At 58.8% G+C, this 15614-nt stretch carries 13 protein-coding genes; 6 read left to right on the top strand and 7 right to left on the bottom strand.

The features are described 5' to 3' along the window. Positions 1-1378: 1378 nt before the first annotated feature. From KBY97_RS14825 to KBY97_RS08765, 7 genes are all read right to left on the bottom strand, one after another. A complete protein-coding gene (locus tag KBY97_RS14825) occupies positions 1379-1933 on the bottom strand; it encodes a phytanoyl-CoA dioxygenase family protein (RefSeq protein ID WP_399217545.1) in 555 nt (184 codons plus the stop codon). A 386-nt stretch (positions 1934-2319) separates the two neighbouring features. Then, positions 2320-3834 (bottom strand): glycosyltransferase family 2 protein, encoded by a 1515-nt coding sequence (locus KBY97_RS08790; protein ID WP_255146437.1) that lies wholly within the window; start codon positions 3832-3834, stop codon positions 2320-2322. Between the two features lie 547 nt (positions 3835-4381). Beyond that, positions 4382-5596: a hypothetical protein gene (locus KBY97_RS08785; RefSeq protein ID WP_255146435.1), complete on the bottom strand. Its 1215-nt coding sequence runs from the start codon at positions 5594-5596 to the stop codon at positions 4382-4384. 5 nt (positions 5597-5601) lie between these two features. Next, the gene (locus KBY97_RS08780) at positions 5602-6429 is read right to left on the bottom strand and encodes an ABC transporter ATP-binding protein (protein WP_255146433.1); all 828 of its coding nucleotides are present in this window, start codon (positions 6427-6429) and stop codon (positions 5602-5604) included. 7 nt (positions 6430-6436) lie between these two features. Next, positions 6437-7276: an ABC transporter permease gene (locus tag KBY97_RS08775; RefSeq protein ID WP_255146431.1), complete on the bottom strand. Its 840-nt coding sequence runs from the start codon at positions 7274-7276 to the stop codon at positions 6437-6439. An 11-nt stretch (positions 7277-7287) separates the two neighbouring features. Next, positions 7288-7857: a DUF1997 domain-containing protein gene (locus KBY97_RS08770; RefSeq protein ID WP_255146429.1), complete on the bottom strand. Its 570-nt coding sequence runs from the start codon at positions 7855-7857 to the stop codon at positions 7288-7290. Further along, positions 7854-10694 (bottom strand): RNA helicase, encoded by a 2841-nt coding sequence (locus KBY97_RS08765; RefSeq protein ID WP_255146427.1) that lies wholly within the window; start codon positions 10692-10694, stop codon positions 7854-7856. Before KBY97_RS08765 ends, KBY97_RS08770 begins: the two co-directional genes overlap by 4 nt. A gap of 62 nt (positions 10695-10756) precedes the next feature. Between KBY97_RS08765 and KBY97_RS08760 the strand changes: the two genes are divergently transcribed. The 6 genes from KBY97_RS08760 to bioA are packed head-to-tail and all read left to right on the top strand — an operon-like array spanning position 10757 to position 15603. Continuing rightward, entirely contained in the window at positions 10757-11977 is a 1221-nt protein-coding gene (locus tag KBY97_RS08760; RefSeq protein WP_255146425.1) for a pyridoxal phosphate-dependent aminotransferase family protein, read from the top strand. Next, a complete protein-coding gene (locus KBY97_RS08755; RefSeq protein WP_255146456.1) occupies positions 11974-12666 on the top strand; it encodes an alpha/beta hydrolase in 693 nt (230 codons plus the stop codon). Before KBY97_RS08760 ends, KBY97_RS08755 begins: the two co-directional genes overlap by 4 nt. After that, positions 12663-13457, top strand: coding sequence for an SAM-dependent methyltransferase (locus KBY97_RS08750; RefSeq protein WP_255146455.1), 795 nt, complete (start codon positions 12663-12665; stop codon positions 13455-13457). The genes KBY97_RS08755 and KBY97_RS08750 overlap by 4 nt, the downstream gene beginning before the upstream one ends. Positions 13458-13496: 39 nt before the next feature. Next, positions 13497-14153 (top strand): dethiobiotin synthase, encoded by a 657-nt coding sequence (gene bioD / locus KBY97_RS08745; protein ID WP_255146424.1) that lies wholly within the window; start codon positions 13497-13499, stop codon positions 14151-14153. Between the two features lie 9 nt (positions 14154-14162). Next, complete coding sequence (locus KBY97_RS08740) at positions 14163-14318, top strand: hypothetical protein (protein ID WP_255146422.1); 156 nt, start codon at positions 14163-14165, stop codon at positions 14316-14318. A 19-nt stretch (positions 14319-14337) separates the two neighbouring features. Then, on the top strand, positions 14338-15603 hold the full coding sequence (bioA, locus tag KBY97_RS08735; protein ID WP_255146454.1) for an adenosylmethionine--8-amino-7-oxononanoate transaminase: 1266 nt from the start codon (positions 14338-14340) through the stop codon (positions 15601-15603). Positions 15604-15614: the final 11 nt, after the last annotated feature.

Below are 15614 nucleotides of genomic sequence, written 5' to 3'. Positions count from 1 at the left end.
TTTGTCGCAATATTTGTATGGTTATGCGCCTGGCAATGGCGGGGTTGCCCCTGGATTGAGCGCAAAAACACGTGGCAGCTCGAAATGGCTGATTTACTGGCCGCTGTATAACTGCGCGCATGAGCCTTCTAATCCCTGCCGCTTAGCAGATTTCGGATCCGGCCTCTGCTGCCCTTTTTCAGGAGTCCCTACTGAGACCTTGGCGACCAGCTCAACTCGCGCTTAGCGATAGCAAGAAGAGAAAAGTTCCATTATCAGGCGAATGGTGTCAAGATCTCTGCAGAATCTAGCATTCTAGATCAAAGAGATTGATTGCTGCATATAGTCTACAGATTAACTGTGCTGTCGGTCGTCGCGGAACATGACAAGCCTCGCGCCACCAAGCTGCAAATAAGACAACATCCTTCGCCTCCTTCATACCTGTAGGCTTGCTGATCTGTATGCCCCAAAAAAGAATGCTGAAACGAGACACGATTCATGCCATTGGGATGACTGCAGAGTTGACGAAACAAATACCATGTGCAGAAGACAAACGCCGAGAATACCCTTATCAGGTGGACGGTTACAGTACAAGAAGCCAGCTTGTTGGAGGCTGCCATTCGAAACGTACTTCGATCCAACCAGCTAATAAATCGAAACAGAGCGAAGGGTTGATCTTTCAGTGGTGTGCAATCATCAATGATTGATTGAATGGGTCATAGCCTTCGGCTCTTGATTACCCCTAAAATGAGGAGTCGATTGCAGCTCGATGCAGAAATCATCAATCCATAGAAGGGCTATGCCTCGCACAACCAAAAGGTGAGGACCGCAGACGCAAAGCACAAGCTGTGCACAGTGGTAATGTGGACAGATCGCGGAGACCGTGATAGACCATTCGGAAGATATCTACTCTGGAAGCATTGAACTGGATAGAACCACAAAGCAAGAATGCCTCCGTTAATCTCCAAGGCAAGCAGAGAACAAGATGCTCAGCATGGAATCTAGAGACTGGGCATCAGCTACTGGATCTCGTCCAGACTTACCGATGCACACTCTGCAGATCCGACTGAAGATCACAACTGTTCAACGGTTATGCATCCACCACAAGTCACATGTAACGCGGCAAGCATCAGAAGAGTTGACCGCATCAACTTCTGCGGCACTCAACATAAAAACCGGTCCAAGTCACCGGATTGTTTTTGAAGACTAAAGCGGGCCATGCCAAGTCTTTCTTCATCAGGTGAATGAAGAGGTGAAGATATTCACGACACCCAAATGAGGGTGCATTGACCATATATCCATCAAAGACAGAAGACAGAAGATAGAAGATAGAAGATAGAAGATAGAAGATAGAAGATAGATGGCGCTAACAATACCAAATGAATGGGCGCCAAATGGTTCAAGAAGAGGAGTACAGTCGGTAACGACGGCTTTGGCACACCAGCCTATCATGAAAACTCAAGAGTCGAAGGGCATGAATATACTTCCAATCAGAGCCTCGAACGGCTCTCGATCCTGAGATAATGTCAAAAGGATTTCTTAGTGTGGCGCCACCATGCTGACAAGAGTAACCAAACATGGGAGTCGTATAGATGCACTGCGTAAAGAAGTAGTGTGTAACCTGACTCCATCTACTGTTGTGCTTGGATTTAACAATATCCCCGCCGTGAAGCAGATTGGCTTGCCATATCAGCGCCTCAGATCGTTGGGGCAAGAAAGCTGTCCTTTCAAGATTAGAAGCACTTAACAGGCGCTCCCACTCATGTTGAAATAGATTTTGAGGATGCGCCTTTCCATCGAGATCGAGCGGTGTGAAACGAAGTGATTCCGCAGATAGGTATGGAAAACCATGGCTGCCCGCATAGTATATTAAAGGCCCACTATCGGATGAGATATCCTCAAATGGGATCCAAACACCGCACATATACCCGAGTGGGTAAGAATGAAAGTGCAAAGCATCACTATGCTAGGGTTGTTGCGAACCGACAGGAAAGCTAAGTGTTTGAAAGGGAAAAGGGCTTCGTCCGTAGAGCGTTTTCAAGATCGCAAGAATGAGCCGATTCGCAGCAATCTGTTTAACTTCCTTGATCTTCTTCCAAGCATCTTGATAACGTGGAGGTGGGCCTTTGGCCAACCTCCATCGTGCAAGATCTTGATGAAAGCCATCAGCAAGTCGACGAATTACTGACTCGCACAGCTGATCAAACTTGGTTGACTTGAGGCTAACCCTGCAAAAGCCATTCCGATGCATGTCTACCGCATAGATCGAACGGCCCAAACACTCCTTGTGACAAGAGATTATCAAAATCAGGACGATCTATGAGCTGTATCGTCTCAAGATCAAGTTTCATTGTAACTTAAATAATGATCGATAGGTATAGAGCAAGAGCGTGGTGCTATGTTATCAACGCACAAAGAAAGGCTGAAGTCTTCATGAGACAAACTAAGATGAGGGCTATATGCAGGATCACTCGCGATCAAGTCTCCCCAACGTTTCAGCATGACCATACGCTCTTCTTGCCACTGTTGAAAAGCAAATCCCAATGGGGCGCCCCTTGACTTAGACTCATAATGATAGAGCTTAACTTGAGGCACATAGAGATTTCTGTATCCTGCAAAATTCGCCCTTAGGCAAAGATCGACATCATTATAGTTAACAGGTAGATTGTGCTCATCGAGCCCCCCCAGTGATCGCCACAAAGTCGACCGTACAACCAAGCAAGCACCTGTCACTGCACTAAAATTATGACATAGCTGTAATCTTGATTGATAGCCAGATGACTCAGAAGAGAGATACTTGTGAGCATGTCCTGCGATCCCTCCAATGCCAAGCACCACTCCACCATGCTGCACAGTATCATCAGCATAAAGCAGCATTGGCCCCACACAACCAATATTGGGTCTCATTGCATATCCGGAAAGAATTGATAGCCAGTTTTCAGTAATGACTTCTGTGTCATTGTTCAATAAGCATAGAATTTCTCCGTTGGCAAGTTGTGCACCCTTGTTGATGAGAGCCGAATAATTAAATGGCCCAGAGTCCCTGATCAAAGAAACGTTTTGACTCTGGTCAAGCTCCTCAAGAAGTTGCAACGCATCGCGGTCTACAGACCCGTTATCAATAATAATGAGTTCAAACTCAACACCAGCAGAAATGCTAAAAAGCGAAGTGATGCAAGCTGAAAGGAACGGATAAGAATCTCTTGTAGGTAGGAGAATTGACACAAGGAGGGGACGCTGTGGCAACGTCCATGTCACTTGCTGCCCCCACTTACCTCCGTTCAGCAACTGTACGTCTACTTTAACCCCAGGTTCATGAGTTTCACAAAATGCTTTGACTATGGACAATGATTCAGCAGATGCCCGAATACAGGTAGTGTCATTTTCATTGACATCCAATGGATCCGAAAGGTGAAAAAGAATTTGCGGGAGATGGATGAATTGGCTTGGCGAGACCGACGTGATTGCCTCAAGAAACATACCATAGACAGTATGGGTGGTTGAGTATGCTGACAACCGAGAAAGTGCATGGTTCCATAGCTCCGCAGACATCACAGTGCCTATTGCATACATAGGATCCGAGAATGCAAGATCAATATTAACTGCGGGCTTGAAGTTAGGAGCATATCGCGTGCCGGCAATGCTTATTCTGTCGAAATCAACAGATATCAGCTTGCAAGTAGAGTTGGACTCAATCAGGAATGACAGTTCCCTTTCGGCTTGCCGTGCGTTGATCTGATGCGGAACAGCTGTGATTACCCAAGTACCATTGGGTGCAGGATCAAAAGATGCTTCACCTTCGTGAGCATACCAAAAAGTAATTCTTCGATTGGAATGCTGTGAATTTGGGTTCACACATGGTGGCGAGCAGGATAGATTAGGCTCCACCAGTCTGATCCAATCTCCATACGTAGCGAGTGGAGAAGGATGGAATCTACCATACTGAAGTCGATTATAGTCTCGCCAAGCAGTTGCGCGCTCAAAATTCCATTTACCTGCTCCATACCTTGGGTGTCTTTGCTTTAGCTTCTTAACGATTAAATGCCAAGCTTGAAAGGAAGAAACTTTTCTTAATCTGAGCCGAACAGCATGAAGACTTGGATCATCAGACTCAAATTCGAGGAGCGGTTGGCATAAGTGACTTAGCCGAACAACTCGAACACGACGAACACAGGGACGAACATTGATCGCTTGTATAAATCCGCCGCGACATGCTCGGAATCGGACAAAGGTTCGCATGTCAGAACCGTGATACAAAATAAGCAGGACATACCACCCCCTAGGCACATATGATTGCAATGCATAGGTATGAGCAGCAGATGAATGACCGTATTTCTTCCACTGAGTTGCTGGGTAAAGAAAGCGAAATATGGATACCAGCACTCTCCTGAGTGACGTACTCTTACTCACGATGACTTTCAGCCATTCCCAAGACAAACTTTACAAGAGCGTATCCAACAAGAATGATCATCGAAACAGTAAAGAAGCCTCTGAATCTCCAATCCATCGCTGGGTCTTCAGGCAGTTGGGGTGATGACAGGATGGCCATAAACTTCTGCTTGCGCAAACTATCAACCCTGGTTGTTTCGGCTGCAGTAAGTGAAGCACGATAGAGTTCAGTAGCAAAGGCAAGTTCACCCTTTAGTCGCTCAGCCTCGGCAGTTATTCGACTCAAGTCTTTGCCAGATGGACTAACAAGTCTTAGTCTTTCACTATTGATCTGCTTTTCAAGTTCGTCCACTTGATCAGCAATCAACTGAATCTCTGGATCCTTCGGATCTTTGAACTGCCTTCGCTTGGCTGCTTCCTGAACTTTGAGCTTTCCAAGTTCCTGTTCAAGAGCAGCAATGGCAGCCGTGCTGGATGAAGCCTCCCCAGCCGGATCAAGCACCTCATTCTTGTCCTGAAATGCCGTTAGTTTATCGCTGGCACTTCGTAGTCTAAGCTCAGACTTATCAACTTCCTTCGCTGCAAACTCGAGCTGTTGACGATTAATATCTTGATTGAGACGGTTGACAAACTTATCAGCCTTTTGCAAGAGAAACTCATTCAGCCGAAGCGAAGTCTTAGGGTCAAGACCAATGGTCTTGAGTGTAATAATTCCAGAGATCTCTTGCAGTTGAACAGCAACTTGATTTTTGAAGAACAAGAGCCGTCTTTCTCTTGATGCACCTGGTTCAATTCCAGCAAATGGGTCGAGCCCACTCCTCGCATAGGCCGCATTAAAATCAAAGGTCTTCAATAGGTCCTGAAGCACTTGAGGAGATTGAAGATAGAGTTCAAGAAATCTGGCATCTTCCAAGGAACTCTGGTTACCACCACCAAGCAGTGCTGCAATTCCACTCGTTGATCCACTGGTCGTATCGTCAGCCTTTCGGACAATAAAGTCTGAACGTACAACATATCGGTTACGAGCGATCCCAAAGAAATAGACTCCAGACATCGCAATCGGCAGGGTGACGAGCAATGTTGATATCAGTCTTGTGCGGCGGCTGATACTCTTTGTGGCTTGCTGTGCAAGGTTAATCTTAGACTTCGTACTGCTATCATCCTTAGTGAGATCTTGTGGATCTTTTTTGGTCAGCACTTTTGTGATAATTCCTCCAATACCTGTCAAGTCATTCATTTCTTATCTCCCTTGACTTGACTGGTTTTGACTTTGCTGATCTGTTGTGAAGAATTCGCAAGAGGTGCCACTCGTGGAGTGGCACCTCTATGCGGATGCTGTGTCGGAATTGCTGATGGTTGACGATCTTGAGTGGATTTGCGATCAGCGACTGACTCCGAAGGATTAAGAAGCAAGGACTTATGCTTCTCGATCCCTTCACTCAAGCTATCAAACTCGATTAATTTCCCTTGATGCAGCAGGAATGCACGATTACAATGCAACTTAAGCCCCAGCAAGTTATGATCAACCATAATGAAGTCTGCATTCCTGTGCCGTTCTTGGAGAATCTCTCGTGACTTAGCACGGAATCGCTCGTCTCCAGCTGACGTGACTTCATCAATTAAATACACATCAAAGTCGAACGCCATGGACAGGCCAAAGGCAACTCTGGAACGCATTCCACTTGAATAGGTCTTGAATGGCCGATCAAAGTATTCACCAATCTCAGCAAAATCTTCAACATACTTGATCTTGTCTTGAACCTCATCAGCAGATGAGTAGATCTTGCAGACAAATGTAAGGTTTTCTCTCGCCGAAAGGCTGCCTTGAAAACCACCGGTGAGACCCACAGGCCAGCTGATCGAACCATTCCTGCGAATTGTGCCACGGTCAGGAAGGTCAATGCCACCAAGAAGCCTCAACAAGGTCGACTTGCCAGCCCCGTTGCGACCCAACAGCGCGATCGATTCACCCCGATTGATTTTAAAGGAGAGGTCTTTGAATACTGTGACACGCTTGCCCTTGTGGAAGTAGCTCTTGGTGAGGCCATTGACTTCAATCATCAGTGTGCTAGCGAGTTAACAAGTTCTTTTCATTGTTGACATAGACACCCAGTCCAAATGCTAGGGAAACAAGCGCGCAAACAACAAGATACCCCATCGAGATGCTCTGTTCAAGTGGATAGCTTTGATTGAAGGCATTCCGTGCAAGCTCGATGGCTTGGAGGATTGGATTCCAACTGAGATAGGGGCGGAATTGCTGAGGTATGCCCTGCAGCGAGAAGAAAACTCCTGACATGAACCACAACGGACGAAAGAAAAGTGGTACGACTTGCTTGAAGAAAGGGAAAAGGTGTCCAGCAACCATGACAGATAGACCGACTCCGAGTGCTGTTACTGCCAAAAGCATGAATGAAGCAACAAGCTGCAGAAAACTGGAGATGATGATTTGCTCTCTGATGATCCAAACTCCAGCAACGATGATAATCAGGATCAAAGCGTAGAGCCCAGATTCGACAACAGCTCGCGCAATGACGGTATCAACTGGCTTCACCGGCCTGTAGAAGAACAAGGCTTCGTTGGCGTCCATAGCATTGAGCGAGCGGATAGCAATATCATTGAATAAGGTATAGAAGACGATTCCCGCTGCCAGAAAAAGGCCAATATCCAATGGCCCACCCCGCGCACCACGAAACAAACCAAAGATCAACAGAAAGACTGACATGACAATCAATGGCTGAACCAAGACACCTAAGAACCCAAACTTGACCTGACTGACTCGCGTCTTGAGTTCGCGGTAGACCAGTGCATCGATGACACGCCATTGAATCCTCCAAGGAGGCACGGTCTGGAGCCCATAGCCCGTGGTTCTTCTAGCGCTATTCTCAGCCTCCGATTCTACTGATGGCATATTACTTCTCATTAGGAGGTCACTACTGCGGGTTCTTTTTGAAGCCAGTTTTCCATATCCTTGCGCAGACTCTTCTCACATCGCGTCAACAATCGTGACAGCACCCAATCCACCACCGGAGTTGCCAGCTCATGGATCACCACGGCAGGAATCATCTGCAACCAGCCACTGGGTCTGATTGTGGTGGCGGCGTACGCCCTGGCCCGAACACCGCCCCGTGATGCACCAATGGAAGCTTCGCAATGAAAGGTGAGGTTCTGGCCAACCACAGACCAGCGCTCATTTCCCGCAAGTTCGCAGGAATCGAGAACCAGTCTGAAATCCACTGGATCTTGGTAAAATGCTGCAGGGTGTTCTGTGTGGAACGACAGGGATGGAATCACTTCCCATCTCACCATGGTGATTGGCCTGGCTAAATAGGAGTAATGGCCATTGCCGTGATCCTTTAGGCCCCTTTGATCAAACAATGCGTGAACAGCTCGATCGGTGCGGCGCAGATAACTGGAAAGGAGAGAGTCATTCCCTTCGATCGGGATGAACGACTCTTTCTGCCGTCTCAAGAGGATCGCGTTTTCCGTCATTCAGCCGGAGAATCTTGCGTGGAGGTGGAGGGTTGTGTGTTCATGGATGGATCGGAGCTGGAAAGGGAGAGGTCCTGAACCTCACACACCGGGAAGCGGTTGATGGCCTTCAATGCCTTTCGTGCTGTTGTTCTGAGCTGTTCACTGAGTGCTTCAGCGTAAGGCACCTGGGCGAGCAGGTCCACCGTGCGGCGCAGGATGCGCACCACATCGCCCTCGTCCAGCGAGGTGTTGGCGATCACGTCGACCCAGCTGGTGCCCGACGCCCAGGCATGCACGAGGCCCATCAGCTCGGGCTCCCACCAGGCCGGGACCACAACAGCGGCTTTCTCCTGTTGGCGCAACAACTCTCGCCGCAGACCGCCCAGGTCGCGCAGGGCTTCCTCCGCCAGCGGTGGCGGGTCGTAGGCACTCCAGAGATCGGGGCGGTTCACCTCGGTGCTGATGGCTTCGAACACAGCAGCCAGCTCGGCCGGGCTGAGTTCGTCGAGGTGGCCGCTCATCAGCGACAGCCCCAGCCAGAGCTCGTTGTCGCCGCGCAAGGCCGCGACGGTGCGGCCCACTTCCGTGGGCACCAGTCCATCCGGCCCCGCCAACGCACCGAAGAAACGCAGGATCTCGATCAAGGCCAGGAAGGTGTCCCAGTGGCGGTTGGAGCGGTGATGCAGCAGCCGCTGCCGCTCCTCAATCTCTGCATCGAGCTCCTCCATGCGCCGCCGCTGCTTCTTGAGCTGGCGGCGGTCCCCCCAGGCGTGGGCAGGGTGACGTTCCAGCTCCTCTTCCAGCTGTTGCACCCGCAGGGCCTGATCGCGCACCTCTCCGGCCAGGTCGTACTGGGGCGTGGTCATGTCGTGGCGACGGGCCATCGAGCCCACCGCCAGCGCCAGACCACCGCTGCGCTGATCGCCATGGCGCAATTCACCGGGGTGGTGCAGCTCCGGGGCCTCGATCGTGGCCACCTGCAGGCAGCTGAGTTCTGCGTGCAGGCTCACCACCGCATTGCAGGGCACCAGGATCCAGACGTTGTCGTCGGTGAGGCAGAGCAGCAGCGGGAACTGCCCTGGCCCCATGGGTTTCTCCACGATCACCGCCGGAGTGACCCGGCCCCTGAGCTGAGGGCACTTCAGGCTCACCAGCGTGCCCTCACTGGCGAACTGCAGCGCCAGGGTGAGCTCGTGGGCGAGGGTTTCCTCGGCCTGCTGCTGCAGGATTCGCTGGATGCGGCGTTCCTCGCGCAGGTGGTCGCGTTGCTTTTCGTAGGCCTCAAAGGCCTCCCAGGGGACGTCGCCACCCAGACCGGTGAGCTGCTCGAGCTGCTGGCGCAGTTCCGCGATGCGGGCTTCGTCCTCCACCAGGTCGATGTTGGCCAGGTAGCGGCCGAAGCTTCGCTCCACCAGCTGCCTGGCTTTGGCAAGGTCGTAGCGCTGCAACAGGTTGAGCACCATGCCGTAGCTGGGCGTGAACTGGCTCACCAGTGGATCGGCGGGGCTGGTGGCCAGGGCCCCCGCCTCCCGCACCCCCTCGAAACGGCTCTGCACCGTGACCACATAGCCCTGCACGTCCAGACCACGACGGCCGGCCCGACCCGCCATCTGCAGGAATTCGCTGCCCATCAGGGCCCGGTGGCCCCGTTCGGTGCGCTTGGAGAGCGCCGAGATCACCGTGGTGCGCGCCGGCATGTTGATGCCCGCCGCCAGGGTTTCGGTGGCAAACACCACCTTCACCAGACCTTGCTGGAACAGCTCCTCGATCAATTCCTTCCAGGCCGGCAGCACGCCGGCGTGGTGGGCGGCGATGCCACGCAGCAGGGCCTCCGCATGGCCCCCTTCCCGTACGGCCTCGGGGGTAACCGCCACGAAGGCGTCGAGGCGTCGGCGCACCACCTGGGCCTCCTGCTCGCTGAGCAGGTTGCTGCGGCCCAGATCGCGCACCGCCTTGTCGCAGGCACGGCGGCTGAAGATGAAATAGATGGCGGGCAGCATGTCGCGCTCGGCCAGCTGCGCCACCACGAAGGGCAGCGGCGCCGGCTCCGGCTGGGGCGGCCGAGGCGTTTTGCCCTTGCGGCGATCGCCCTTGGGGGCACGCCACACCTTGCAATTGGGGTGGAGCCCGGTGCCCTCATCGTTGAGCAGTGGATGGAGGCCCTTGGCGCTGCAGAAGCTGAAGGCCAACGGCACGGGCCGGTGATCGCTCATCACCAAGGTGGTGGGACCATGCACCCGCTCGATCCAATCGGTGAGCTGGCCGGCGTTGGCCACCGTGGCCGAGAGAGCCACCAGCTGGACGGGCGGCGGGCAGTGGATGATCGACTCTTCCCAGACCGTGCCGCGCTGGCTGTCGTTCATGTAGTGGCACTCATCCAGCACCACCGCCTCCACGTCGGCAAGCGGATCGTCGCCCCGATCCACCTCCGCGTAGAGCATGTTGCGGAAGATCTCCGTGGTCATCACCACGATCGCCGCTTCCCGGTTGACACTCAGATCGCCGGTCATCAGACCGACGCGCTCCTCGCCGAACTGCTGGCGAAAATCGCGCAGCTTCTGGTTGGAGAGGGCCTTGAGCGGTGTTGTGTAGAACACGCGCTGCCCGTGAGCCAGGGCCCTGTGGATGGCGTATTCACCCACCAGGGTTTTGCCGGAGCCGGTGGGGGCGCTCACCACCACCGAATGCCCCTGGTTCAGGGCATCGATCGCCTCCAGCTGGAAGGGATCGAGCGGAAAAGGAAACAGCTCCTCCACCGGAGGCACGGCCGTCGGCTGGTGACCCAGCTCCGGAACAGGCACCACAGGGGGGACCGTCGTCGCAGTGGACGGAGCGTCGGTGCCGGCAGTGAGCATGCGGGGATTCTATGAGCCCCGGCGCGGCTGGGCAGACTGGAGGCCCCCGTGGCCCCCGTTGGGTGGTGAACCTGCCCCCGGACGGCGATCCTGCCGATCCGCTCCGCTCCCTGCGGCCATCCCTCGGCCGCGTCCCCCCCGACCGGCGGCGGCGGCTGCGCAGCTTCGCCGCCACGGCTGACGGCGGGCTGACGGCCGTGGCAGGCGGCGCTGGGGCGGCGTCAGCACCACTGCTGGATCTGGCCAGCAACGACTACCTGGGGTTCAGCCATCACCCCCGTCTGCAGCAGGCGGCCTGCGGCGCCATCAACAGAGACGGCACCGGCTCCGGCGCCTCCCCCCTGGTGACGGGCACCCGGCCGGTGCACACCCTGCTGGCCCAATCCCTCGCCAGCTGGCTCGCTCGGGAGCAGGTGCTGCTGTTCCCCAGCGGGTTTCAGGCCAACCTGGCGGCGGTGCTGGCCCTCACAGGGCGGCACGGGGTGGTGCTGGCAGACCGGCTGATCCATCACTCGCTGCTGCTGGGGGTGCAGGCCAGCGGCGCCCGGCTGGTGCGGTTCCGCCACAACGACAGCGCAGATCTCGAACGGCGACTGATCGAGCAACGGACAGCGGCTCCCCAGCGCCAGCTGCTGGTGATCACCGAGAGCCTGTTCAGCATGGAGGGCACCAGCCCGGATCTGGCGGCCATCGCCCACATCTGCCGGCTGCAGGGGGCACGGCTGCTGGTGGATGAAGCCCACGCGCTCGGTGTGCTGGGGCCGGGCGGACGCGGCCTGGCCCACGGCCTGGCGGGGGTGAGCCTGGTGAGCGGCACCTTCGGCAAGGCCTTCGGCAGCGGCGGCGCCTTTCTGGCGGCTGATGCCCCCTTGGCCGATTGGTTGCTGCAGAGCTCAGGCGCCTTCCGCTACTCCACGGCCCTGGCGCCCTCCCTGGCGGCGGCTGCCCTGGCGGCCCTGGAGCTGCTTCAGCAGGATCCCGCCCTTGGGCAGGCCCTGCTGAGCCGGGCGGAACGCTGGCGCTGCGGGCTGGCCGCTGCGGGCTGGCCGCGGCCGGGCGGAGCCGGACCGGTGCTGCCGCTGCTGGTGGGCGACGACGGGGCTGCCCTGGCGTTGCAGGCGCAGCTGGAACGGGCCGGTCTGCTCAGCGTGGCGATCCGCCCGCCCACGGTGCCTGCTGGCACAGCCCGCTTGCGGCTGGTGCTGCGCCGCAGCCTGCCCAGCGGCACCCTGACGCGGCTGCTCGCCGCCCTCGGCACCCCTGGGGCCGGTGGCGGCCGATGAGCGGGCAGTTGCTGGCCATGCATGGCTGGGCCGGCGACAGCCGGGCCTGGCAGCCGTGGCGCGTGGCTGCCGAGCAGCGTGGCTGGAGCTGGCACAGCGGCGAACGGGGGTACGGGCCCCTCCCGCCCCAGGCCCCCGCCTGGGAGAGCGGCGAGGCGCCCGGACGGCGCGGTGTGCTGGTGCATTCGCTCGGGCTGCACCTGCTGCCCCCTGCTGTGTTGGCCAGCGCCGATGCGGTGGTGCTGCTGGCGAGCTTCGCGGCCTTCGTGCCAGCGGGGCGGGACGGCCGGCCCTTGCGCGCTGCCCTGGCCGCCATGGAGGCGCGGCTGGCCGCCGGAGAGGTCGCCGGGTTGCTGGCCGATTTCCTCTGCCAGGCGGCGGCGCCCGATCCCGCCAGCCTGTTGCCGCCGGGCCCGGGCAGCGAGCCGCTGGAAGCCGCGGGCCTCGAACGCCTGCGGAGCGATCTGGCCCTGCTGGGGCGAGTTGACGCCCTGCCGGCGGCGTTTCCGCCCGCGGCCAGGGTGCTGCTGGTGGAGGCCGAGGACGACCGGATCGTCGCCGCCGCCAGCCGGGCGGCCCTGCGCCGGGCCCTGCCCGAAGCCACCGTCTGGCCGATCGCCGGGGCGGGCCACAGCCTGCTGCGGGCGCCCCTGATCGAGCCGGTGCTCACCTGGCTGGAGGCCGCGTGACCCTCCAGGAGCAGGTGCGCGAGGCCTTCGGCCGCCATGCCGGCTCCTACGAGCAAAGGGCCAGCCTGCAGCGGGCCGTGGCCTGGCGGCTGGCCCGCCACTGCCGCGATCTGCCGCTGGTCGCCGGTCCCTGCGCCGATCTCGGCGCCGGCAGCGGCTTGCTCAGCCGGGCGGTGCAGCACCTGCGCCCTGCGCTTCAGCCCCTGCGCCTGGATCTCTGCGCCGAGCTGCTGCTGCAGGGGGCGAGGGACGGGGGAGGCGGGGCGGAATCCCTGCTGTGGAACCTCAACGCCGGCTTGCCGCCCCAGCTGGAGCAGGCCTCGCTGCTGCTGTCGAGCTTTGCGCTGCAGTGGCTTGAGCGCCCGGAGGAGCAGCTGGAGCACTGGTGCCACCACCTGGCTCCGGGCGGCTGGCTGGTGCTGGCGGTGCCCACTGCGGGCAGCTTTCCGCAATGGCTCCAGGCGGCGGCGCGGGCCGGTGGACCCTGCAGCGCCTTGCCGCTGCCCGACGCCGGTGCATTGATCGATGGCACCCAGCGCCAGCTGACGCTCACAGCGCAGCAACGCCTGCGCTTCAGCCGCTTCGCGCCGACGGCGCTCACCTTCCTGCGCCAGATCCAGGCGCTCGGTGCCGGCAGCACCCCGACCGCGCCCCTCACGCCGGGCCAGTGGCGCCGGCTGGAGGCCGCCTGGCCGGCGGAGCCCGCCATCCACCGAAGCGGCCAGCCGCGCAAGCGCCTCACCTGGGAGGTGCTGGTGCTGATCGGTCAGCGGCCCGCCCACAGCCCGTGAATCCAGGCTGGCACTGTGGGGCCCTGTAGCCATCCCTGCATGAGGCAGCAACTGATCGTCTGCGGCACGGACACCGACGTGGGCAAAACGGTGGTCAGCGCCCTGCTGACCCTGGGGCTGGGCGCCCACTATTGGAAGCCGGTGCAGTGCGGCCTGGAGGGCGGCGGCGACCGCGACCGGGTGGGCCGGCTGCTTGGGCTGAGCGCCGAACAGATCCAGCAGCGCTTGCTGCCGGAGGCTTACCGCTTCTCGGCGCCGGTTTCGCCCCACTGGGCCGCCGAGCTGGAAGGGGTGCGGCTTGAGCAGGAGCGGCTGGATCTTCCGGCCGTGCCGGGGCCGTTGGTGGTGGAAACGGCCGGCGGGCTGCTGGTGCCCCTGCGCCGCGACCTGATGCAGATCGATCAGATCCAGCGCTGGGGCTTGCCGGTGGTGCTGGTGGCCCGGAGCGGGTTGGGCACCCTCAACCACACCCTGCTGTCGGTGGAGGCGTTGCGGCACCGCCATATCCCCCTGCTGGGCCTGATTCTCAACGGCCCCCCGCACGCGGACAATCCCGGCACGTTGCGCGAGCTGAGCGGTGCGCCGGTGCTGGGCGGCCTGCCGCCGCTGCCGCAGCTGGAGGCCGCCGCGCTGGCCGAGGCCTGGCAGACCAGTGGACTCCACGCCGCCCTCTGCGGCGCCCTGGGCGCCCCGTAACCTTGGCTGATGACCCAAAAGCATGTCCTGGTCAGCGCCGTGGTGGCAGTGGTCTGCGCCGCCGTGCTGGTGATCTTCACCGACATCGAGATCTCGGTGGTGCGGTGGGTGAACTGCGGCCCCCTGGCCAGCGGCGCTGAACGAGATGCCCGCCGCTGCCAGTGAAGGCCGGCGCTCCTGCCCGATGAACTGGCATCCCCATCTCTGGCATCCCACCACCCAGGTGGCAACGAGCGACCCGCCGCTGCGGGCCGTGCGCGGCCGGGGCGCCCTGCTGGAACTCGATGACGGCCGCCAGCTGATCGACGCAATCAGCAGTTGGTGGGTGACCCTGCACGGACATGCCGAACCCACGATCGCGGCAGCAGTGGCCAGCCAGCTGGCGGAGCTGGAGCAGGTGATCTTCGCCAACTTCAGCCATCCCCAGGCGGAGCAACTCGCCACGAGCCTCAGCGCCGCCAGCGGGCTGGAGCGGCTGTTCTTCTCCGATAACGGCTCCACGGCCGTGGAGGTGGCCCTGAAGATCGCCTGGCAGTGGTGGCGGAACCGCGGCGAGGAGCGTGCGCAGTGGATCGCCTTTGACGGGGCTTACCACGGCGACACCTTCGGGGCGATGGCGATGGGGGAGCGCTCCCTGTTCTCGGCGCCCTTTGACCCGCTGCTCTGCCCGGTGGCGCGGGCGCCCTGGCCCTCCACCTGGTGGGGCGACCCCCTGGTGGATCAAAAGGAACAGGCGGCGCTGCAGGTGCTGGAGACCCTGCTGGAGCAACCCACGGCGGCGGTGATCCTGGAGCCGCTCGTGCAGGGGGCCAGCGGCATGGCGATGGTGCGTCCCGGCTTCCTCCAGGCGGTGGAGCAGCGGGTGCGCCAGGCGGGCGCCCTGCTGATCGCCGACGAAGTGATGACCGGCTTTGGCCGCACCGGCGCGCTGTTTGCCTGCGGCAAAGCGGGAATCCGCCCCGACCTGGTGGCGCTCTCCAAAGGCCTCACCGGGGGCTTCCTGCCGATGGGGGTGACCCTGGCCAGCGAGCAGCTCTATCAGGGGTTCATCAGTGGCGACCCCACGCACACCTTCTTCCACGGCCACAGCTTCACCGCCAACCCGTTGGGTTGCGCCGCGGCCAACGCCAGCCTGGCCCTGCTGGCCGCAGCTCCACAGCGGTATGCAGGCTTCGAAGCACGGCACCGGCCGCAGCTTGAGGCGCTTGCTGCCGATCCGCACGTGGAGCGGCCACGGCTGTGCGGCACGATCGCCGCTTTCGAGCTCAAAGTGGCCGATCCTGGTTACCTCAACCGCACCGGACGGGTGCTGCAACGCCATGCCTTGGAGCGGGGCGTGTTCATCAGGCCACTGGGGCAGGTGGTCTATTTGCTGCCGCCCCTGTGCATCAGCGATAGCCAGCTGGCCCACTGCTACGCCGTGATCCAGGAGGGTCTGGCCGCCCTGTGAGCGCGGTTCTG

It is taken from the genome of Synechococcus sp. ATX 2A4 (genome assembly GCF_024346375.1).
Lineage (GTDB): Bacteria > Cyanobacteriota > Cyanobacteriia > PCC-6307 > Cyanobiaceae > MW101C3.
This window is presented reverse-complemented; position numbering and strand designations above follow the sequence as displayed.

Excerpts from the sequence above, each read along its gene's own strand:
- KBY97_RS08775 (WP_255146431.1), bottom strand. The coding sequence starts at position 7,276 with ATGCCATCAGTAGAATCGGAGGCTGAGAATAGCGCTAGAAGAACCACG.
- bioA (WP_255146454.1), top strand. The coding sequence starts at position 14,338 with ATGAACTGGCATCCCCATCTCTGGCATCCCACCACCCAGGTGGCAACG.
- KBY97_RS08765 (WP_255146427.1), bottom strand. The coding sequence starts at position 10,694 with ATGCTCACTGCCGGCACCGACGCTCCGTCCACTGCGACGACGGTCCCC.
- bioD (WP_255146424.1), top strand. The coding sequence starts at position 13,497 with ATGAGGCAGCAACTGATCGTCTGCGGCACGGACACCGACGTGGGCAAA.
- KBY97_RS08770 (WP_255146429.1), bottom strand. The coding sequence starts at position 7,857 with ATGACGGAAAACGCGATCCTCTTGAGACGGCAGAAAGAGTCGTTCATC.
- KBY97_RS08755 (WP_255146456.1), top strand. The coding sequence starts at position 11,974 with ATGAGCGGGCAGTTGCTGGCCATGCATGGCTGGGCCGGCGACAGCCGG.
- KBY97_RS08780 (WP_255146433.1), bottom strand. The coding sequence starts at position 6,429 with ATGATTGAAGTCAATGGCCTCACCAAGAGCTACTTCCACAAGGGCAAG.
- KBY97_RS08740 (WP_255146422.1), top strand. The coding sequence starts at position 14,163 with ATGACCCAAAAGCATGTCCTGGTCAGCGCCGTGGTGGCAGTGGTCTGC.